Source organism: Pseudomonadota bacterium (assembly GCA_036339585.1).
Lineage (GTDB): Bacteria > Pseudomonadota > Alphaproteobacteria > UBA8366 > UBA8366 > UBA8366.
Genome location: JAYZAS010000001.1, coordinates 98,111 through 117,333, shown reverse-complemented (window position 1 = coordinate 117,333; position 19,223 = coordinate 98,111). Strand labels below are relative to the sequence as shown.

Genomic DNA, 19,223 nt, shown 5'->3' with positions numbered 1-19,223 from the left:
GAGGGGGTATATGTTTTCAATAAATCCATTTGCTGCGTTGTCATCATCCGTAGCGCCCGTCGTCATGCAGAGTTATGTTGTGATAATGGTTCTCTTAGTCGCATTGGGGACCATTTACGATACAATACATCGTGGAAGCGCCAAGTATTTCTTTTCTAATTGGGTAAAAGCCAAAAAATCCAGTTCTCGGGCACTGGGCGGTGGAGAAATGGTGGGGCACGTTGTTAGGACCGCTGTTGCAAATGTTGCTCTGTCCAGTGAGTTTTGCAATCAGAAGCGTCGCATAGCCCACTTGTTAGGCATGTGGGGTTTTACTGTTTATGCGGTGGCAACCGCAGTTATGGTGTTTCAGTATCCGACGCCAACAACTCCTACACCGGCAATCATTCCACAACTTTGGTGGGTAGGTGCTGCTATGGTTTGTGTTGGTGGATATTGGTTTTGGTTTTTCATCCGTGTCGATGTATTGGCCGAGGGCGGTTCGCCATTCCGTTTGATGAGGGCAGACTTGTTTGTTGTTCTCTTAGTGACGAGCTGCACGGTAGCTTTGATATGGGCCTATTTGCAGGGGATAGAGAGTACATGGGCTAATGTAGCTCTCGGACTATACTTAATCCTCACAACGGCTCTTTTTGGATCGGTGCCCTGGACAAAATTTGCGCATATGTTCTTCAAACCCGCGGCTGCTTTGCAAAAACGTGTGGCTATTGCAGATGGATCACGCAGTAATCTTCCGGAGCCAGCTGATAAGCCAGCGCTTCTGGGTGACCCACGACGCCACCCCTCAAACTATTAATTAGCCTCGTTATTTCAATCAGGAGAAAGTTAAACCCATGCCAACTTTCGTATATATGACCCGCTGTGATGGTTGTGGACACTGTGTTGATATATGTCCGTCGGATATCATGCACATCGATAAAACATACCGACGTGCATACAACATTGAGCCCAATATGTGTTGGGAGTGCTACTCTTGTGTCAAGGCTTGTCCGCAGAACGCGATTGATGATCGAGGGTACGCTGACTTTGCTCCCATGGGACATAGTGTTCGCGTCCTTCGCGAACCTGAAAAAGGAACGATTTCATGGAAATTAAAATTTCGCGACGGTACCGTAAAAGAGTTTGTGTCTCCTATTCGGACAACTGAATGGGGCTCAATCCCGTCCGCGGAGACATACAACGCACCGAAATCAAACGAATATAAAACCCAGGAACTATCACATGAGCCTGACGCGCTTAACCTTGAAGATGGCTTGCCGGCCTTGGCGCCAGATCAGCTTGAGAAATACAGCGTGCCGAATGCCGTTGGCCATAACTCCAAATCAAAACAATTCAAGCAGGAGGCAGTTTGATGGGGCTGTTTGGAGGTAGAAAAACTATCACTGTTGATACTGATATATTGATAATCGGTGGAGGAATGGCTGGCTGTGGAGCGACTTATGAGTCTCGTTTTTGGGGCCGTGACCTCAAGGTTGTCACGGTAGAAAAGGCTAATATAGAACGTAGTGGTGCGGTGGCTCAGGGCTTATATGCAATAAATTGCTACATGGGAATGCAATGGGATGAGAACCAACCAGAAGATTTCGTTCGGTATGCCCGAAACGACTTGATGGGTTTAACCCGTGAAGACCTCAGTTATGACATTGCTCGCCATGTGGACTCAACTGTCCATAAATTTGATGAATGGGGATTGCCAATTATGCGTGACCCCGAGACTGGACGCTACCAGCGTGAGGGTAAATGGCAGATTATGATCCATGGTGAAAGTTACAAGCCAATTGTTGCCGAGGCAGCCCGTAAGGCTGCGGATGAGGTTTACAACCGCATTATGGTTACGCACCTTCTGAAAGATAAAAATAATGGAAATAGGGTTTCTGGTGCGGTCGGTTTTAACGTCCGAACCGGTGATTTTTATGTTTTCCGTGCTAAGGCAGTCATAGTCTCGGCAGGCGGAGCATCCCATATATTTAAACCGCGTGCCGTTGGAGAGGGAATGGGACGCACTTGGTACGCACCTTGGAGTAGTGCGTCTGCTTATGCTTTGCCAATTTTAGCCGGAGCAAAGATGACCCAAATGGAAAACCGTATTGTCCTTTGTCGTTTCAAGGATGGCTATGGCCCGGTTGGTGCTTACTTCTTGCATCTTAAAACATACACAGAAAATGCCTATGGTGAGAACTATGAAAAAACATGGTACGAACACACCAAAGAGCTTGTAGGTGATTACGTAGATCGTGAGCCAACACCAACTTGCTTGCGCAATCATGCTTTTCATGAGGAAATGCGTGCCGGTCGCGGGCCTATTCGTATGGTTACAAAGGAAGCGTTCCAAGATCCCCATAAGGAGACCGTTGGCTGGGAAAACTTCTTAGGTATGACCATAGGACAGGCTGTTGTTTGGGCCTCACAAAATATTGACCCAAAGCATACAAATCCTGAACTGACTACGTCTGAACCATATGTGATGGGCTCCCATGCAACTTGCTCTGGCGCATGGGCCAGTGGCCCAGAGGATTATGCTCCTGATGAATATCAATGGGGATATAACAGGATGATGACCGTCGATGGGTTGTTTGGTGCGGGTGATACAATAGGCGGTACAGCACACAAATTTTCATCTGGTTCGTTCACTGAGGGACGTATTGCTGCCAAGGCAGCTGTTAATTATGTGAATGATCTAAAGGATCAACCCGAAGTTTCTGAGCAAGAATATCAGGAACTTGAGGAAATAATCTACCAGCCACTTGAAAACTACAGGGTTGGTCGCAACGAAATTGTTGCTGGGACAGTATCGCCAAGTTACATGCTGCCCATTCAGGGTCTTCAGCGACTTGAAAAGATTATGGATGAGTATGTTGGTGGTATATCAGTTGGGTATGTTACCAATGAGCCAATGTTGGAGCGCGGTCTTGAGCATTTACAAATGCTAAAGGAGGATATTCCTCACCTTGGAGCTGAAGATTTGCATCAGCTACAGAGAGCTTGGGAGTTACATCATCGTGTATTGGCGTCTGAGTGTGTAACCCAACACACGCTTTTCCGGAAGGAAACTCGTTGGCCAGGTTATTATTATAGGGGTGATCACCCAAAACTCGATGATAAAGATTGGCATTGCCTTACACTGTCCCAATACGACAAGGAAAACGATAGCTGGCAAATGGATAAGGCGCCCGTGTATCACATAGTCAATTGATAAAAAAAAAGAAACGGCCGGATATTATTTTTCTCGGCCTTTTTTTTGTAATTAGCGCCTCATGGACGAGAGCTACTTTCTATTATTTTTAAGCGCATTACTCGCGGCAACTGTTGTACCGTTTTCTTCGGAGCTTATGTTGGTGGGGTTTGTGACAGCATCGGACAAAAATCCTTGGTCCCTTTTTTTGGTCGCAAGTGCAGGCAATATTTTAGGTGCCGTTATTAATTGGCTATTAGGCCGTTTTTGTATCGCTTGGCAGAGATTTAAATGGTTTCCGGTCTCAAAGGTACGTCTTGATAAAATAACCGAGTGGTTCAAACACTACGGTGTTTGGAGCCTGCTGCTTGCCTGGGTTCCAGTTGTTGGTGACGCCCTTACTGTGGCCGCCGGTTTTTTTCGCGTTCGATTTGGACTATTCCTTGTTTTAGTAACCGTCAGTAAGGCTGGCAGATACGCTGTTATATTGCTCCTATTTTAATGAGGGTCGCGAAAAGAAAAAAATTTAGAATTATTTTTTCTCCGTTTGATTGTAACCCTCGTAACCAGCCACTTGCCGTCCTTCGAGATGCTTATTATCATATTCAACCGTTTGGCGTTCAATTTCCCACATATCTGGAAGCCCAATAGCATCTTCGATTTCCTCGCGTACTTCTTTGGCCTTTTCCACATCAAAAGATGCGACGCCAGTTTCTTGTACACCTTTCCATAGGTCAATTACGCCAGCAACAGATGCTAGAATTGTGGCTAGTGGATAGGAAATCATTTGAAATCCGTACGCCTTTATTTTTTCTATAGGTAAACCATTAAAATAAGTGGTCGTTGAGAGTGTGGCATCAGTATCTGGGAATTCCTGTCTAAACTGTTCCATCGAAGCTTGCGTCCTAGTCATAGGCTGGATCGAGTCTACTCCCATCTCCTTTAATGCCCTCGCTCGCCGTGCTGCCTCCTTCCACGAACCATTAACTGCATTTCCAGCATCCGTGCGTCCTGAGATAAGTATATCTGCACCATTTTCTTCACGAGACTTTAATGCAAATTCAATCCGCCTCATAAATTCATCAAAACCAACTACGTGTTCGAGACCACGATGGTAGGAGGCCCTTTTAGGAAAGAATTGGTCTTCTATGTTTATTCGTGCAATTCCAGCTTTATGAAATTCTTTTACGGTTCGCATAATATGGACCGGCTCACCATACCCGGTCCCGGCATCAGATATAACCGGGATATTGACATGGTCGGCAACTTTTCGCGCAGCCTCAATTTGTTCAGTCATGGTCATCACCGGCTCTGGCGTAACCAAATGAGCACCAGTCATCCAGCCGGCGCATTGGCAGCATTTAAATCCCATTCTCTCAAGAATGCGGCCCATTAGGGGATCATGCGCTCCTGGAATTATTATCGTTTCTCCACTCTTTATTAAGCTTTTGAGTTGAGCAGCTGGCGATTGTTCGCTTAGCATATTGGGGCTCCTAATTCTGATCGGTTAGTTTTTCCCAATTATACAGTGGTGGTTCTTTATCCCTAAAACGTCGGACCGCTTCTTTGTGAAAATCAGTTTCGCGAACAAGGCACTGGGCATAAACCTCGAGTTCCATAAGAGTTCGAAAATCCAAATTAAAGGACTGATTGAGCACATTCTTGGCCGCGCCGATAGCATCTGTTGAGGCATGAGTAAAACGACTAGCGAACTCACGCGTTTCATCCATAGCGGTTTCCTGTCCGACAACCTCAAGGACCATGCCCAATTCTTTTGCCTCCTCAGCGTAAACTCGGCGTCCAGAGTAAATGAGTTCCTTTGCACGCTGCTGACCAACAAGTCTGGGCAATATGTAAAACCCCCCCCAGTCAGGCACGAGCCCTATGCGGGCGAATGCTTGCATGAAAAATGCACGAGGCGTAGCAAAAACAAAATCAGCTAATAATGCAATATTGCATCCGGCGCCTGCTGCGGCGCCATCTACCAGACTTATAACGGGCAATTCTAAATGCAGGATGTCGTATATCCTATGATGGCCAGATCGCATGCGAGTGCGGTGATCCATGGGAGTCATCTTCCGTTCGGCCATTCCTTTAACATCCCCGCCCGCACAGAAATGACCGCCGGCACCTGTTAATATGACTGCTTTAACTTCTTCACCTGCTTTGGCTTTGACCTCCGCCAATGCATGCTCAATATCAATCCTCATCTCTTCGCTGAGTGCATTGCGCGCCTCAGGTCGGTTGAAGGTAATAGTGGCAATCTTATCGCTTATATCGAGCTGGAGGTGGGTATAAGACATTGCTTCCTCGCGGGCTTGTTAATTTACACAACGAAGACATCTTACGGCAATGGATCAAGATCTTTCAAGAGATCACATGAACCGCTGAAACAGGAAAACGCAATAGTCAGGGATTACAGCTACTCAATTTTCCGTAAAATGTCTTTCACGCTAATGCCATGTGCGGCCAGCAAATCGTCATGTCCTCCATATCTGTGGATAAAAGCGTCCTTGAGAGTAAAGCAATGCAATTCACAACTCGCATGAATATCCCAAGCAATCTGTTTAGTGCGGGAGGAGAGGCCTCCTTCAGGTACATGTTCCTCAATCACAACCACTTTCTTGTGATTATTTAATATGTTTTCAATGTTTTCTCGATCTAATGGTTTTAGTGTGTGCGCTGACACCAATGAAACAGACTTTCCTCCTTTTAAAAGTATTTTAGCAACCTCGTTTGCGTGTTTCATAACAACACCATACGAGAGTATGCATATATCGGTGCCCCTAATGAGGTATCTCAATCGCCCAAACTGCCAAGGCTCTATAGCTTGCTTTGTAAGCTCCGGTTCGCCAGACTTACCTAGACGCAGATATACCGGACCATTTCTTTGTTTGGCGCAATATTTTACTGCCTCTACTACTTCTAAAGGGTCACAGGGTGCAATGATTTGCATATTGGGAATAGCACCGGCAATCGCAATATCTTCTTGTGTATGGTGGGTTCCGCCGAGTGTTGAATATATGACGCCAGCTCCCATACCAACCACCGTAACAGGTAAGTTCTGGTATCCCAGATCGTCTCGAACGAATTCGAAGGGGCGATATAAAGAAAATGAGGCAATTGTGTAAGCGAAGGGTTGGCACCCTTTTAGTGCGAGACCGGCACAAATCCCTATCATACTTTGTTCCGCCACACCCACGTTTATGAACCTATCTGGATATTGGCGACTGAAATCGGCCATGCTACCGGCTGGCGAGATATCTGCAACGACAACAAAGATATCTGGGTTGGCCGTTGCAGCTTTATATAGCGCCTCAGCAAAAATATTCCTCACTAAAAATTAGCTCCTGGGTGTGACGCCCTAAGTTCATCTAACGCAATCTTATACTCTTTGTGGTTTGGAGAACGGTAGTGCCAAATCGGCACATTTTCCATAAAGCTGATGCCTTTGCCCTTTGTTGTTTTGCATATTGCTGCCATTGGTTTCTTACCACTACGTGCATCAATAGTCCTGTAGATGTTTGATGAATCATGCCCCGGTATCTCTACTGTTTCCCAGCCGAAAGCGCAGAGTTTCTGGTCAACAGGATAGAAACTTGGATGAGTTTCAGACGTGCGTCCTAAGCTTTGAAAGTCATTATTATCAATAAAAACAACGAGGTTGTTAATCTCGAGTGAAGATGCCATCATAATTGCCTCCCAAGTTGAGCCCTCTTGTATTTCGCCGTCGCTAAGAACGGCGTAAATAATCCCCGGATCTTTTTTACGCTTCTCGGCAATTGCCATTCCGACGGCCATTGGAAGACCATGTCCAAGTGAACCTGTGGAGGCCTCGATACCTGGAGTGCCGTAATCGGGGTGACATCCTAATCGTCCTTGGGGTGTACAATATTCTGCCATATCCGTTTTACTTAGAATGCCCAGAGCTTCCAAAATCACATATTGGATCATACATCCATGGCCCTTCGACATTATGAACGTATCTGCCGGGGCGTTTGCCTCACCTGAATTCCGCATCAGCCCGTAATAGACGCATTCTACAATCTCCGCACAAGAAAACGCTGAGCCGATGTGTAAGGCTCCCACCTGTTGAGATATCTCTAGTATACGCTTGCGAAAATTTAGGCATCGTAAAGCAGCTGCTTTTGGATCATATGGATTTGCAAGTGGTCTCATCAATCATCACTTTTGTTATTCGGTAATTCTATTTTTATCTCAGAGCAGTTGGGTTACACATTATGTTACTCAGAGGTATCCTCCTGATCTTGCCCGAGATACTGGAACCATCTTTTGGTAGCGTTCTCTATAGATGCACTATCCCACAATGGTGCTTCTTTCCAATAATTAATATTTTCGAGGGTTTTTGCGACTCCTTCCTCAAAAGAGATCTTTGGTGACCAATCGAGGTCACGGCGAATTTTACGGATATTGGCGTGGGTACAGTCGGGTTCGCCAGGACGTTTTGGAATAAACGTTGCCTTTCCTCCTAGGAGTTCTACAAGATGTAAAATTGATTTGGGGCTCCCGGCGCCAAGATTCCATATTTGCCCTGATAGCCTTGTTTCTGCAGCCGCAAAAAAAGCCTGTGCTACGTCTGTTACGTAAAGGAAGTCGCGCCTTTGGTTGCCATCACCGACTACTGTCAAAGGTGTATTTGCTAGAATTTGCCGTAGGAAAACTCCAAAAACTGCGCCATACGCACCTGAAGTACGTGATCTCGTGCCAAAGGCATTGAATATGCGAAGTGAATTCACTGGCAATCCATAAACTTTGTTCCAGTGAAAAGAGACTTGCTCGCCCATATATTTCGACAATGCGTAAGGATATTGTGGATTTATCGCATGTTCCTCGTCTGTTGGTGTTGTGGCAATGCCATAACAGGAGGAAGATGCGGCGTAAACAAACTTTGAGGCCTCGTTCCAGCGAGCTGCCTCAAGAACTTTAATTGTTCCTTGTACATTGACGTCCATGTATTCCTCTGGAGCCTCAATTGAAGGAACAATATCGCCGATGCCGGCGAAATGCAGAACATACTGTGCGTCTTTGAAAATTAGGTCCTTGCTTTTTATTGTTCGAATATCTCGGTTTTCGAATGTGAGATTAGAATTATTGGCGTGTTGTGCAAAATTAGCCTCTCGTCCTCCAATCAAATTATCAAGTATACGGACTTCAAAATCTTTTGCGACGAGAAGGTCTACCATATGACTTCCAATGAAGCCTGCGCCGCCGGTTACAACAGCGACCTTTTTCCTCTTCATGAGACACGCCGCTTTTTTAGGGTACGGACATTGTAATATTTGTCATCGGTCATACTATTCGGCAATTTTTCCTCTTGGAATACGAGAACTAATTCACGAATAGCATCTTCTATTGAATGCCTCGGAGTAAAGCCAAGCGATTTTTTTATTTTTTCTGAATTTATATGATAACTGCGTATATCGTCGGTCGGTTCAGTTATTATCTCAATTGGTTTTCGCTCTGGTAGCATTTCTTCCACAACGTTTTTCACCAATTGTGCGATTTCCATGATGCTCATATTTTGGTAGCCACAATTGAAGATTTCACCTTGTACCCGATCTTTTGGCGCCTCAATCAGTAGTGAAACAAGATCGCAGTAATCTTGGATATGCAAGTTAGGCCGAAGTTGACTTCCCCCGAACACGCGAATTTTTCCGTTTGTAATAGCGTGATTAGTTAAGATGTTAACAGATAGGTCTAGCCGTTGCCTTGGTGCGTAACCGCAAACTGTTGCCGGACGAAAGATGACACCGGTGAAATGGTCATCTGCGTGAGTGTGTAAAATCGGTTCACACATTCCTTTATATTTATTGTAAAGCGTGAGAGGAACTAACGGGTGATCCTCAGTTACATGTTTTTTGTCGGAAACGCCATACACAGAACTTGAGGAGGCATAAATAAATCGCTGGACGCCTGCATTTTTCGCTGCCAATACCATTGGTTCAAACGCCTCGAAATTGATCGTGGTACTTAAACCTTCATCGAGTTCAAAGCTTGCGTCGTTAGAAATACAGGCGAGATGAATAACGGTATCGCAGTCCAAAAAGGCGGCAGCAATTTTTTGTGTGTCGCGGATATCTCCTTCAATCACTGTCAGGTTGGGATGCTCAGTCGGTAGAATATCCGATCCAAAATACATTACATCGTATACAGTGATATTGTATCCCTTATCTAGCAACTGCGGAACAAGGCGGCTCCCGCAGTATCCAGCTCCGCCTGTTACTACTAGATTATTTTGCATTTTAAATTCGCCTCTCACACATAGCTTTGTATAAACTTGACAGGGAAGCAATTTTTATTCCAATGACCGAGTAAATATGTACCAAGCATGCATTGCTTAGGGCTAACTCTATTGAGTTGGTGGGCGCGGCTGGGATCGAACCAGCGACCCCCGCCGTGTGAAGACGGTGCTCTCCCGCTGAGCTACGCGCCCTGGATGCCATTGCACTTTCGCCAATTCTTAGTAAGAATGGCACCTTTGTCTGTCAAGGTTTGTTATTTTCTTCTTAACGAAGGAACCTGTAAATGTTTCAGGATACATCTTGTCGTGATTATTTTTTCATATACGGAAGCTTGATTTGTAGGCTTTTAAACGTATTTTCAAATAATGTTCGTTACACAAAAGGTTAATCTATTAAAACTGCCGTCTATATTGGCATTCACCTTATTATTTTTTACATTAGATGACCTTAGAGCTGCTTCGGTCAAACTTTCTTACGACGCTTACGCCGGTCCTTTGTACGTGATGTCCGCTCGTGTTTCGTTGTCTTTGGAGGGTGACCGGTATCGCATTGAAACACAAAGTAAGACGGAGGGGTTTGCTGCTTGGTTTTCTTCCTGGAATTCAAAGGGCATGACGGAAGGGCAAGTACGCAATGGCCGATTAATTCCCCTTTATCATTCGGTAAACTCTTACGTTGACGACCAGCCCCATCGGGTGAAACTTCGATACATTAAAGGTCAGCCGGTACTTAAGGAGCTCGTGCCAGCGCCAGACGGGATACATCGCCTTGCCGTACCATCAGAAATGTGGCCTCAAACCATAGATCCGTTAACCATGACGTTACGGATTCTCACGAGGGTCTCTAAAGAGCAATTGTGCGTGGGCGCGCATAAAGTATTTGACGGTAGACGACGTTACAACATGGTACTAACACCCGGCATCACTTCAGAATTACAAGCTACTTCTTCTTCAGTTTTTACCGGAGATGCGCAAAGCTGTGCCCTTGAGATAGAGCGATTGGGTGGTTTTTATAAAAAGAAATCATCAACTGGCAAGCCTCTCCTATCGCCAATACTCTGGGTGGCACGTCCTTTTGAAAACGGATTACCGGTCCCCGTTAAATTTGAGGCCAGGTCTAGTTTTGGTGTTTTCCGCATTTATCTCACAAGAGCTGAAAAAGGTGGCGAATTGATTGAGTTAGAAAAAGATTAAAAGTACAAATAACTTCGAGGTCGTCATGCAGCGGTCCAATTGGTTGCTGGTGGGAGTGTTTATATTTCTCTCGCGACCCGTCTTTGCCGATAGAATTCAACTGTCGTATGAAGGCTTTTTGGGCCCTCTTTTTGTAATATCAGGTGTTGTCGAACTCAACCTCTCTGCCGTCTCATACGAGGTTAAAACTACAAGCACGACCGAGGGTTTTGGGGCATGGTTCTTTCCATGGAGAAATGAATCAGTTTCTGTTGGCATGATTATTAATGGTGAAATAGATCCCAAAAACTTCCAAATGAAGGCAAAATGGAATCATCGTGAGCGCGATGTGGAACTTCTATTTGGTAATTTGTATCCGGAGATAAAAAAGATAACACCACCATCAACCATGGTGGAGAACACCTCAGTACAAACCGGGCTTACGTCAGAGACAATTGATCCATTGTCAATGGCTGTGAAGTTAATGATTAAAATGGATCGTGCAAAACGATGCCCCGGTAAAATCCGGGTTTTTGATGGACGCAGGCGTTACGATCTTAGTTTCAGTGAGGCAATAGGAAAAGGGCTTGAAAAAAAGGCACCAACTATACTTGGTGAAATCACGCGAAGCTGTGCAATGTCCATTAAGCGGATCGCCGGCTTTTGGAAAGAAAGTGAAATTATTACGGAAACAAAGGGGCCGCCACGGATCTGGTTGGGCAGGCTGGCGAAAGAATTGCCAATGGTACCAGTGAAGTTTGAAGCTAATTATCGATTTGGTGTAATACGCATATACCTAACTGCTTTTAAGACGGGCTCGATAATAAGGACATTAGATTAATTGGTTATTGACTAGCCAAGTTGACAAGCGCGTCCGGAATTTCATCTAACCCGTCGACCAAATAGGTTGCCCCAAGTTCATTCGGAGGAGTTTTTGTATACCCGTAGGTTACAGCAATTGAACAAACTTGGGCTGCATTTGCACATGCAATATCATTAATGCTGTCGCCTATCATAACTGCTCGGTCTGTCGTGCCTCCAATCTCATTAAGTACTCGTAATAGGTGCTCCGGATTAGGTTTGCGTACCGAATAACTGTCCCCGCCGGCGATAGCTGTAAAAAAGTGTGCGATGTTGAGCCCCTTACAGAGCCGCACAGTCGCGTCGTAAGCTTTGTTGGTGCACAGGGCTACGACGTGCCCATTAGATGTAAGTTTTTCTAGAGTGGACAAAGCGTTTGGATACAGAGGCGTTTCTTTTACAGGTTGTTGATAATAAAGTGTCTTAAAGCGATCCACGTATTTACTTAGATCTTGGGGGACAGTGCCCGTTTTCCTCATAGCTTTTTCAATCGTAACGTTTATCCCTTCCCCCACCATGGCCTCAACTTCATTTACCTCCAATGCTGGCCGATCTAACTCGCCTAACATCTGATTTATACAAGTGGTCATACCGATGGCGCTTTCAACTAATGTTCCATCAAAATCGAAAACCACAAAAGGGAATGATTTCACCATATATTCTTCCTATCTCCCATATCTGTCGTATCTTAGATTGTAGATATGACCCGTCCAAGAGATTTTAGTATGAGGACCCTAGTAAAAGCTTGCGAAAGAAACTTGGGTCGGCGGTATCTTCGCCACCGCACACGGCATCTTCCAGAAGGGATTGATTAATCAAAGGCTGGTTTCGCTCGTTGTATGTAGGAGTAAGAATGCGACATCGCTTGGTTAATTCTTTCTGGATGTTCATATTAAAGCGCAAAAGACCAAAATTAAAAAAAACAATTGGCCGGTCAGTTGTGAGGGCTATTGAAAAAGTTGTTGATGCCGGGATGTCCATTATTAAAACGTCATTGTCATTCAGTGCTTGCTCGAAACTGATATTAGAGACATTTGCTAAACGTTCGATAGGCGGAATTTTTCCACGCAGGAGGCCTTCTGGGTGAGGTTTGCATGTGAGGGTAACTGGGAGAATTTTCAATGCTTCCACCAATCGAAGTTGCCACTCCAAATAGGGAACACCCGGCAATATAGGTGTTGAGGTCTGATAGAATCCATAAAATGCTGTTGATACATAAAGGACGCGCCGGCGTGCTGGTTTACTGCGGCGAAAGGCAGCATTACCCACATCAAGTCCGGGGTCACCATCATGACCACGCACCTCGACCTTACGTATGTTCTGCGTCAGTGTAACTGCATTATTAATCATTTCAGACATCGCACTCATTTGAGTGGGCATTATGTAGTGGCTCGAGGCAGCTAGTTCGTTGAAAGAGAATTGCATATAAGCTTGCGAAAGTGCCGTTGTCCCACCGTGATCGAATCTCCAGACTTCGCCGCCGCGTCTGAGCACTTCAAGTCCCAGAGCGCGGCCCGGATACGCAGCCCCAGTTCCTGTCCAAATCGAAGAAGGAAGGTCAGTTACGTTTTGTAGTTTTCTCAAAGTAATTGAAGCTCGGCTGATGCTATCAACCAAAAAAGGTTTAATTACGCGTTTTAGCCTCGCTGTATAAACTTTATCGAGATTGGTAAACTGAATGACGTTAGCCAAAATATCGTCAACAAACGGTATGACTTTTTCATCCAATGTGGTTGTTGGTGCCCGGTCCATGAGTGCTTGGAAAAAGACAGCGCCATGTCGGTATTTCACGTGGGAGCCACTCTTTTTGGCATAGTCTCGGAGCAAGCTGTTGTGGCTGAGCGCTATTGCCTTAGGGTTAAAAAGATTGGGAATTAAAGTTCTATAGGTGCTCCAAGTCATGGTTCGAACAATCTGACGTGCCCTACGATAGTGGAACCCACTGATTTTACCATGATGGCCAGCACCCGGGGTGCTTTGTTGTGTTTTTTCACCTCTTAAAAGTTCAAGCTCTTCAGGGCCAAATAAATAACGGTTTTCTCCCTCTGCCTGAACTAAATGTGCTGCCTCGACCAGCGCCCCAAGTTCACTTGGTCTTCCCAATAGAAGGACGTCACGTGAGTCGGGCTTCAAACTATTCGCATAAAGTATCATGCTTCGATAAAGCTCTGCATGTATATCGTAAAGCTTCGTTGGCGAGAGCGGCCAGCGAAATGCGCCTCTCCACCCCGCCGTTATTGCCTCCTTTTGAGTAAGGTCGAAGGGAATAGGTGTAATCATTTGAAGACCGCTGATTGTAAAATTATTTCAATGGGTAGTTCTAGTTTTTCGATATTTTATTCCGAAATTCTGAGTTTCTGAAAAAATCACAATGATATCAGCATTTCCTCTGAGCAACAATTCAAACAAATAGCGAAGTTTTAGGATAATAGTCTGGGTCATGATCACTGTGCCAATTATTAACTTATTTATTCAATTCTGGCTGAAAAACAGAGAAATAAATTGTGACTTGGCGCAAAATTAGAGCTATGGCAGATTCATGGTAGTTTCAAAGCATATATTTTCTTTGGTTTCTTATGGCTGAACACAAAACTATCGCTATTATTTTAGCAGCAGGCAAGGGCACTCGGATGGTGTCAAAATTACCCAAGGTGATGCACACTGTTGCTAATCAACCCATGATTGGCCACGTTTTGGCGGCAACGGCGGAACTCAATCCAAGCAAAACTTTTGTTATTGTTGGCCCTGGAATGAGCGAGGTTTCAAGATTTGTGAAACCCCATAAGACTGTTTTGCAAGAGGAGCGCCTCGGCACGGCGGATGCTGTAAAGACTGCTATGCCAATGATTGTTGACACTGCGGCCGAGACAGTCCTCATACTTTACGGCGATACGCCGTTTATTCGTTCTGAAACACTACGCAAGATGCTGCAAGCACGTTCTTCCGGGGCAACCCTTGTGGTACTAGGGTTTAGGCCAGACCATCCCGCCAGCTATGGTCGATTAAAGCTCAACAAAGAGGGTTGCCTGGAAGCAATTATCGAAGCCAATGAAGCGACCGCGGCTGAACTAGAAATTAGATTGTGTAACTCCGGGGTTATGGCAGTTGATGCCTCACACTTAGGTGGTCTTTTGGCTGAAGTTGGCAATGATAATACAAAGGGTGAATATTATCTCACCGATATCGTGGCATTAGCGCGCTCACGCGGTATGGAGTGTGGCGTCGTAGAGGCTTCAGCAGAGGAACTGATGGGTGTCGATGACCGTGTAGCTCTAGCGGAAGCGGAGCAAACATGGCAGACGGCTCGCCGCATTCGTGCCATGCAGGAGGGTGTAACGCTTTGCGACCCTAGCTCCGTTTGGTTCAGTAGTGATACCGATATTGGAAAAGATGTGGTGATTGGCCCCAATGTAGTCTTCGGACCGGGTGTGACTATTGCTGATAATGTGGAGGTTCGTGCTTTTAGCCATCTTGAAGGGGTGTGCATCGAGGAAGATGTAACGGTAGGACCTTTTGTGCGTTTAAGGCCTGGAGCGGTGCTGAAAAAGGGATCAATGGTTGGAAACTTTGTTGAAATAAAAAATTCGATACTCGATAAAGGCTCTAAGGCGGCCCATCTCTCATACATCGGTGACGCTGATGTAGGTGAAAAAACTAACATAGGCGCCGGAACAATCACCTGTAATTACGACGGTTTTAATAAAAATCGAAGTATTATAGGAAAGGGTGCGTTTATTGGATCCAATACCGCTTTGGTTGCGCCTATTAATATTGGGGATGGGGCTGTGGTGGGAGCAGGAAGTGCAATAGAGGCCGATGTGCCCAAGGATGCCCTAGCGCTCTCTCGTGCTAAGCAAATCAATCTTCCAGGGCGAGCTCAGGCGCTACGCACGAAGTTAGAAACTCAGAAGACATCCACAAAACATAAAAAAAAGAGCGAAGATTAATTATGTGCGGGATTGTCGGCATCATAGGAAATCAGCCGGTAGCGCCACTGCTTATGGAGGGACTGAGGCGTTTGGAATATCGCGGTTACGATTCTGCGGGGATTGCTACACTTCGCGACGGATCTATTGAAAGGCGTCGGTCAGAGGGTAAAATTAGTAATCTGGAATCTCGATTAGATGCTTTCCCAGTAAAGGGAAATATTGGTATCGGTCATACGCGGTGGGCCACGCATGGTGTGCCGTCTGAGACGAATGCGCACCCTCATGCAACTTCTAGAGTTGCAGTAGTGCACAATGGAATCATAGAGAATTTCCAAAAGTTACGTGAAGAACTCACTGAACACGGTAGTCAATTTGTAACTGACACTGATACTGAGGTAATTGTTCATTTAGTTAGCCATTATCTCAATAAGGGTGCCAATCCTAAAGAGGCGGTAGCGCTGAGCCTGCCCCGGCTTGAAGGTGCTTTTGCTATAGTACTGATATTCGCAGGTGAGCAAGATCTAATGATCGGAGCACGACTTGGTAGTCCCCTGGCTATTGGTTTTGGCGATGGCGAGATGTATATCGGCTCCGACGCCCTAGCTTTAGCCCCGTTAACCCAGAAACTCTGCTACTTGGAAGATGGTGACTGGGCTGTAATCAGGCGTGATGGACCTGAGATATTCGATAACAATGACAATCCAATTCTGCGCCCAGTAGTTCAGACTGCGATGTCCGGTGCCATGATCGGTAAAGGAGATTTCAGACACTTTATGTTGAAAGAAATTTATGAACAGCCGACCGTTATTGGAGAAACGCTTAATACAATGCTCAATCCGGTAACTCGAACTATTACACTACCTCCAATGCCTATAGATTTTAAAAATATCTCACGTATTTCGATAAGCGCATGTGGTACTGCGTATTATGCCGGCCTAGTAGGCAAGTATTGGATTGAACGACTGGGACGTTTGCCCGTTGAACTTGATGTAGCTTCTGAGTTCAGGTATCGCGAAGTTCCAATGGAAAACGACGGCTTGTCTTTATTTATAAGCCAATCAGGCGAGACAATGGATACCCTGTCAGCGCTTCAATATGCGGCGCAGCAAAAACAAAAAATTGTATCGATTATCAATGTTGATGAAAGTTCCATCGCGCGTGCATCAGATGCGGCATTAAGAACCCTAGCCGGACCTGAGATTGGAGTGGCTTCTACAAAAGCTTTCACTACGCAATTAACAGTAATTGCTTGCCTTGCCATTGGTTGTGGTCGAGCTCGTGGCACATTGAATAAAACAGATGAAGCTGAGCTGTCACTTGCACTTTCTGAAGTGCCGGGCCGGGTGGCTGAGGTACTAAAAAACGATGAAACAATCGCTGAAATAGCCGAGACACTAGTTGACGCGCATGATGTTCTTTATTTGGGTAGGGGCACGTCATATGCGATCGCTCTTGAGGGTGCTCTTAAATTGAAGGAAATTTCCTATATTCATGCCGAAGGGTATGCCGCCGGAGAAATGAAGCATGGGCCGATAGCTCTTATTGATGAAGATGTTCCAGTTATAGTTATAGCGCCAGGGAATGATCTTTTATTTGAAAAAACAGCATCGAATATGCAGGAGGTTATTGCGCGAGGTGGTAAAGTAATACTTATTTCTGACAAAGAGGGTGCCTCTCGCTTGCAAGGGCATGCCTCTCCTTACGCAACAATTATTTTACCAACGGTCGATCCCTTCGTTGCGCCAATTCTGTATTCTATCCCAGTGCAACTTCTCGCCTATCACACAGCTATCCTTAAAGGCACTGATGTTGATCAGCCACGTAATTTGGCCAAAAGTGTCACGGTGGAGTAGTTTTAACTGGTGAAATAGCATCCCCAGTTTTCTCTACCGGTGAAATAACACATCGTCCTGATTGTGAACTATAAGCTCTACTTGATGATTTATACTACTCTTCTTTTGAGCGCAGTTTGCAGGACCATCTTTGCAAGGACTCATCGTCTCTCCAGATTCTACGACCAGACAGTGTTTCATAATGAATACCTACTCGTCTTTTGAGAAATTCAAAATCAAGTGTAATTATGGCGACCTTTACAAATCTAGACCCGGCGGGTCTTCTTTTGTACGATTTTGTCAAGGTATCCTTAAAATAAAAGGTTCCTACCGCACCCTTATCTGAGACTATTAGTTCACAAGGTTTGTAGTAGACTTCATCAGGTCTGCACCACTGCTCCCACTTTCCATCTAACCTTTGATAAATCTGTCTCGTCCTCCATTTCTTCAAAAACCGAGGATTTGAATATTTGTGAATTCGTGTGTGTGTCTTACCGTCATTGTCGAGGGTGCAAATCATCGCGATTTCCTCTGCAGGTGCAAAGTCTGCAACCGCACTGGTCACAAAGAAACAGGCGCATAGTATCAGACAGAGTGTTACGGTCAGATTTCTCATAGGTATGACTATAGCGGATTTTAAATTTTTGAGTAAGGGAGGGGCGAGGACCAAAGGTGCCTACACCCACATCCTATTTGCTATACCCGTTCCAAATATTCTCTGTCATACTATTTTCCTACTTTGGGCCAACCTTGGAAAATGTTGCATGGGAAAAACGGTGATTGTATTTTTTGCCGACATTGTTCTGGCAGTTCATTTTTGCATTGTAATTTTTATCACCTCTGGTTTTTTTCTAATACCGATTGGTTACACTGCCAATTGGGGTTGGACTTCAAACGTGAAATTTAGAATATCTCACTGTGGGATGATGATGTTTGTAACGCTTGAAACTATATTAGGAACGACCTGCCCACTTACCTATCTTGAAAATATTCTACGTGGGATCACTCAACCTGAGTCATTCATTGGGCATTGGATCCACCGATTAATCTATTGGGACTTGCCAACACATATATTTTTCATTTTGTACTGTATTTTCTTGGGATGGACATTACTTATGTGGTGGATCTTCCCACCAAAAAGATCTCGTCCTTGAATGTATCCGTAAGAAATACAAAGGGTGTTAAGTTAGGAACATATATGATCACCGTTCCGAAGCGGTCGGTAACCGTGGAATAGTTTTTTTAGGGGTACTTTGGATTTTCCATTGTGATCATTTAGTGAAATTTTGACCCTTGCAACAGGATCAACATTAACCCGTTTACTATCCGTTTGGGACTGTTGAGACTGACGAAGTTTCTGTTAGTTTTTGTTGTCTGCGAGAGACGTTTCTGGGAGTAAGTATGTCTTCCATAAAACTATTTATAAGGGTTAGTATTCCAGTTGTTCCGAAACAGGTGATTTAAATGCGGAAACCTATTCTCATACTGTCACTGATTTTCACTGTGATGTTGTCATCCCCGTCTTATGCAGAAGGGTTGATATGTAAATTCACCGGATGGAATTGTCCTGTAATTGATGAAAAGGATTTGGTGAAACGGGGAGGTCTTTATTATAGGAAACGCACCGATGTTCCTTTCACAGGTAAGACCACGGGGAAAACGCAGGGGACATTTAAGAACGGTAAGAAAGACGGTCCTTATATACGTTACTACAAAAACGGACAGTTATTCCTTAAAACAAACTACAAGGACGGCAAGTGGGATGGTCCTTGGGTCACTTACCACAAAAACGGACAGTTATGGTCCAAAGGAACTCTCAAGAACGATGAGGAAGAAGGTCCTTGGGTCAGGTTCTACGAAAACGGACAACTATGGAGCAAAGGAAACTACAAGGACGGTAAGGAAGAAGGTCCATGGGTCTACTACTGGAAAGACGGAAGTGCGTGGGAGAAATATACCGGCACCTTCAAGAACGGTGTGAAGGCCAAATAGGT

At 45.0% G+C, this 19,223-nt stretch carries 19 protein-coding genes and 1 tRNA gene; 10 read left to right on the top strand and 10 right to left on the bottom strand.

Translation table 11 applies throughout. The features are described 5' to 3' along the window. Nucleotides 1-10: 10 nt before the first annotated feature. The 4 genes from VX941_00530 (at nt 11) to VX941_00515 (ending at nt 3,674) form a co-directional block, all read left to right on the top strand. Nucleotides 11-796 (top strand): adenylyl-sulfate reductase, encoded by a 786-nt coding sequence (locus VX941_00530; GenBank protein MEE2931893.1) that lies wholly within the window; start codon nt 11-13, stop codon nt 794-796. A gap of 37 nt (nt 797-833) precedes the next feature. After that, entirely contained in the window at nt 834-1,352 is a 519-nt protein-coding gene (aprB, locus tag VX941_00525; protein MEE2931892.1) for an adenylyl-sulfate reductase subunit beta, read from the top strand. Further along, nucleotides 1,352-3,193 (top strand): adenylyl-sulfate reductase subunit alpha, encoded by a 1,842-nt coding sequence (gene aprA / locus VX941_00520; GenBank protein MEE2931891.1) that lies wholly within the window; start codon nt 1,352-1,354, stop codon nt 3,191-3,193. Before aprB ends, aprA begins: the two co-directional genes overlap by 1 nt. Nucleotides 3,194-3,254: 61 nt before the next feature. Next, nucleotides 3,255-3,674, top strand: coding sequence for a YqaA family protein (locus VX941_00515; protein ID MEE2931890.1), 420 nt, complete (start codon nt 3,255-3,257; stop codon nt 3,672-3,674). A gap of 30 nt (nt 3,675-3,704) precedes the next feature. Here VX941_00515 and VX941_00510 read toward each other — a convergent pair whose 3' ends face one another. The 7 genes from VX941_00510 to VX941_00480 all read right to left on the bottom strand — a co-directional run bounded on the left by VX941_00510 (nt 3,705) and on the right by VX941_00480 (nt 9,626). Continuing rightward, complete coding sequence (locus tag VX941_00510) at nt 3,705-4,655, bottom strand: isocitrate lyase/PEP mutase family protein (GenBank protein MEE2931889.1); 951 nt, start codon at nt 4,653-4,655, stop codon at nt 3,705-3,707. Nucleotides 4,656-4,665: 10 nt separating this feature from the next. After that, nucleotides 4,666-5,475, bottom strand: a complete 810-nt coding sequence (locus VX941_00505; protein MEE2931888.1) for an enoyl-CoA hydratase/isomerase family protein — start codon at nt 5,473-5,475, stop codon at nt 4,666-4,668. A 119-nt stretch (nt 5,476-5,594) separates the two neighbouring features. Then, nucleotides 5,595-6,509, bottom strand: coding sequence for a transketolase C-terminal domain-containing protein (locus tag VX941_00500; GenBank protein MEE2931887.1), 915 nt, complete (start codon nt 6,507-6,509; stop codon nt 5,595-5,597). Further along, a complete protein-coding gene (locus tag VX941_00495; GenBank protein MEE2931886.1) occupies nt 6,509-7,351 on the bottom strand; it encodes a transketolase in 843 nt (280 codons plus the stop codon). Before VX941_00495 ends, VX941_00500 begins: the two co-directional genes overlap by 1 nt. Before the next feature lie 65 nt (nt 7,352-7,416). Beyond that, on the bottom strand, nt 7,417-8,433 hold the full coding sequence (locus tag VX941_00490; protein MEE2931885.1) for an NAD-dependent epimerase/dehydratase family protein: 1,017 nt from the start codon (nt 8,431-8,433) through the stop codon (nt 7,417-7,419). Beyond that, nucleotides 8,430-9,434: an SDR family oxidoreductase gene (locus VX941_00485; protein MEE2931884.1), complete on the bottom strand. Its 1,005-nt coding sequence runs from the start codon at nt 9,432-9,434 to the stop codon at nt 8,430-8,432. The genes VX941_00490 and VX941_00485 overlap by 4 nt, the downstream gene beginning before the upstream one ends. A gap of 117 nt (nt 9,435-9,551) precedes the next feature. Beyond that, nucleotides 9,552-9,626: transfer RNA gene (locus VX941_00480), tRNA-Val, on the bottom strand. A 174-nt stretch (nt 9,627-9,800) separates the two neighbouring features. On the opposite strand from VX941_00480, the gene VX941_00475 reads away from it, so the two are divergent. Continuing rightward, nucleotides 9,801-10,628 (top strand): DUF3108 domain-containing protein, encoded by an 828-nt coding sequence (locus VX941_00475; protein ID MEE2931883.1) that lies wholly within the window; start codon nt 9,801-9,803, stop codon nt 10,626-10,628. 25 nt (nt 10,629-10,653) lie between these two features. Beyond that, the gene (locus VX941_00470) at nt 10,654-11,448 is read left to right on the top strand and encodes a DUF3108 domain-containing protein (GenBank protein MEE2931882.1); all 795 of its coding nucleotides are present in this window, start codon (nt 10,654-10,656) and stop codon (nt 11,446-11,448) included. A 4-nt stretch (nt 11,449-11,452) separates the two neighbouring features. Here VX941_00470 and VX941_00465 read toward each other — a convergent pair whose 3' ends face one another. Both VX941_00465 and VX941_00460 read right to left on the bottom strand, forming a co-directional pair. Next, nucleotides 11,453-12,124 carry an HAD-IA family hydrolase gene (locus VX941_00465; GenBank protein MEE2931881.1) on the bottom strand — a complete coding sequence of 224 codons (672 nt, stop codon included), beginning with the start codon at nt 12,122-12,124 and terminating at the stop codon, nt 11,453-11,455. Between the two features lie 64 nt (nt 12,125-12,188). Then, nucleotides 12,189-13,748, bottom strand: coding sequence for a hypothetical protein (locus VX941_00460; GenBank protein MEE2931880.1), 1,560 nt, complete (start codon nt 13,746-13,748; stop codon nt 12,189-12,191). 296 nt (nt 13,749-14,044) lie between these two features. Here VX941_00460 and glmU point away from each other — a divergent pair, with 296 nt between their 5' ends. Both glmU and glmS read left to right on the top strand, forming a co-directional pair. Further along, nucleotides 14,045-15,415 carry a bifunctional UDP-N-acetylglucosamine diphosphorylase/glucosamine-1-phosphate N-acetyltransferase GlmU gene (gene glmU, locus VX941_00455; GenBank protein ID MEE2931879.1) on the top strand — a complete coding sequence of 457 codons (1,371 nt, stop codon included), beginning with the start codon at nt 14,045-14,047 and terminating at the stop codon, nt 15,413-15,415. A 2-nt stretch (nt 15,416-15,417) separates the two neighbouring features. After that, nucleotides 15,418-17,250, top strand: a complete 1,833-nt coding sequence (gene glmS / locus VX941_00450; GenBank protein ID MEE2931878.1) for a glutamine--fructose-6-phosphate transaminase (isomerizing) — start codon at nt 15,418-15,420, stop codon at nt 17,248-17,250. 94 nt (nt 17,251-17,344) lie between these two features. Here the strand turns inward: glmS and VX941_00445 are convergent, their stop codons facing one another. Further along, nucleotides 17,345-17,749, bottom strand: a complete 405-nt coding sequence (locus VX941_00445) for a hypothetical protein (GenBank protein MEE2931877.1) — start codon at nt 17,747-17,749, stop codon at nt 17,345-17,347. Between the two features lie 100 nt (nt 17,750-17,849). Here VX941_00445 and VX941_00440 point away from each other — a divergent pair, with 100 nt between their 5' ends. After that, entirely contained in the window at nt 17,850-18,383 is a 534-nt protein-coding gene (locus VX941_00440) for a DUF2784 domain-containing protein (GenBank protein ID MEE2931876.1), read from the top strand. A gap of 310 nt (nt 18,384-18,693) precedes the next feature. Then, nucleotides 18,694-19,221 carry a toxin-antitoxin system YwqK family antitoxin gene (locus tag VX941_00435; GenBank protein MEE2931875.1) on the top strand — a complete coding sequence of 176 codons (528 nt, stop codon included), beginning with the start codon at nt 18,694-18,696 and terminating at the stop codon, nt 19,219-19,221. The last annotated feature ends 2 nt before the right edge of the window (nt 19,222-19,223 follow it).

Bases quoted from the DNA above. Each gene is read 5' to 3' on its own strand.
- VX941_00515 (MEE2931890.1), top strand. From the start codon at position 3,255: ATGGACGAGAGCTACTTTCTATTATTTTTAAGCGCATTACTCGCGGCA.
- glmU (MEE2931879.1), top strand. From the start codon at position 14,045: ATGGCTGAACACAAAACTATCGCTATTATTTTAGCAGCAGGCAAGGGC.
- VX941_00470 (MEE2931882.1), top strand. From the start codon at position 10,654: ATGCAGCGGTCCAATTGGTTGCTGGTGGGAGTGTTTATATTTCTCTCG.
- VX941_00510 (MEE2931889.1), bottom strand. From the start codon at position 4,655: ATGCTAAGCGAACAATCGCCAGCTGCTCAACTCAAAAGCTTAATAAAG.
- VX941_00505 (MEE2931888.1), bottom strand. From the start codon at position 5,475: ATGTCTTATACCCACCTCCAGCTCGATATAAGCGATAAGATTGCCACT.
- aprB (MEE2931892.1), top strand. From the start codon at position 834: ATGCCAACTTTCGTATATATGACCCGCTGTGATGGTTGTGGACACTGT.
- VX941_00495 (MEE2931886.1), bottom strand. From the start codon at position 7,351: ATGAGACCACTTGCAAATCCATATGATCCAAAAGCAGCTGCTTTACGA.
- VX941_00475 (MEE2931883.1), top strand. From the start codon at position 9,801: ATGTTCGTTACACAAAAGGTTAATCTATTAAAACTGCCGTCTATATTG.
- VX941_00445 (MEE2931877.1), bottom strand. From the start codon at position 17,749: ATGATTTGCACCCTCGACAATGACGGTAAGACACACACACGAATTCAC.
- VX941_00440 (MEE2931876.1), top strand. From the start codon at position 17,850: ATGACTATAGCGGATTTTAAATTTTTGAGTAAGGGAGGGGCGAGGACC.
- VX941_00435 (MEE2931875.1), top strand. From the start codon at position 18,694: ATGCGGAAACCTATTCTCATACTGTCACTGATTTTCACTGTGATGTTG.
- VX941_00460 (MEE2931880.1), bottom strand. From the start codon at position 13,748: ATGATTACACCTATTCCCTTCGACCTTACTCAAAAGGAGGCAATAACG.
- VX941_00465 (MEE2931881.1), bottom strand. From the start codon at position 12,124: ATGGTGAAATCATTCCCTTTTGTGGTTTTCGATTTTGATGGAACATTA.
- VX941_00490 (MEE2931885.1), bottom strand. From the start codon at position 8,433: ATGAAGAGGAAAAAGGTCGCTGTTGTAACCGGCGGCGCAGGCTTCATT.
- aprA (MEE2931891.1), top strand. From the start codon at position 1,352: ATGGGGCTGTTTGGAGGTAGAAAAACTATCACTGTTGATACTGATATA.
- VX941_00485 (MEE2931884.1), bottom strand. From the start codon at position 9,434: ATGCAAAATAATCTAGTAGTAACAGGCGGAGCTGGATACTGCGGGAGC.
- glmS (MEE2931878.1), top strand. From the start codon at position 15,418: ATGTGCGGGATTGTCGGCATCATAGGAAATCAGCCGGTAGCGCCACTG.
- VX941_00530 (MEE2931893.1), top strand. From the start codon at position 11: ATGTTTTCAATAAATCCATTTGCTGCGTTGTCATCATCCGTAGCGCCC.